The following is a 674-nucleotide window of genomic DNA, read 5'->3' as shown; positions in this document are numbered from 1 at the left end:
ATGACCCGGCGGAAGGTGACGCCGAGGCTGCGGTAATAGCGCAGCGCCTGCATCAGGGCACGGCAGGCGCTGGAGCCGCGCTCGTTGCCCTCGATGGTGCCGAAGGCGACCCTGGAGTGATCGTCGATTGCCAGGTGCACGAACTCCCAGCCGGCGCCGTCGGAGGCCCCCTGGCGATCACCGGTGACGCGATGCCCGGGGCGCCAGAACCGCCCTAGCTTCTTGATATCCAGATGCAGCAGATCGCCTGCCTGCGGGTACTCGTATCGGTTGTCCGGGCGCGCTGGTTCGAGCTCGGCCAGCCGGTGCAGCCCGGCGCGCCGCATCAGTCGCGCGATCGTGCTCAGACCGACCGGGAGGACCAAGGCGATCTGGCGATAGGTCTTGCGCTGGTGACGCAGCGCCAGCACCTGCTCGACCATCGCTGACGGGGTTGCGCATGGCGAACTCTGCGGCCGTGAGGAGCGGTCCTGCAAGCCGGACAAGCCTTCCTCTCGGAAGCGACGCAACCACTTGTAGGCTGTCCTAACACTGACGCCAGCGGCGTGGGCCGCCTCCTCCACTCTCAGGCCCTGTTCGATCACGCGATCGACAAGCAGGGCTCGACCGCGAGGCGTAAGACGGGCATGTTTATGCAGGTTCATCCGGGGCTCCTGGGGGCTGGGTTGGCTTCG

1 protein-coding gene is annotated in these 674 nt (G+C 67.2%); it reads right to left on the bottom strand.

Annotated elements, in window-relative coordinates; translation table 11 throughout:
• Positions 1–644: leucine zipper domain-containing protein (locus OK345_RS17715; protein ID WP_265129325.1), on the bottom strand; the 644-nt coding region annotated here is incomplete at its 3' end.
• Positions 645–674: the final 30 nt, after the last annotated feature.

This window comes from Xanthomonas chitinilytica, assembly GCF_026107455.2.
Taxonomy (GTDB): Bacteria; Pseudomonadota; Gammaproteobacteria; order Xanthomonadales; family Xanthomonadaceae; genus Stenotrophomonas; species Stenotrophomonas chitinilytica.
The sequence above is the reverse complement of the archived record's forward strand: the minus strand, read 5'-3'. Positions and strand labels throughout refer to the sequence as shown.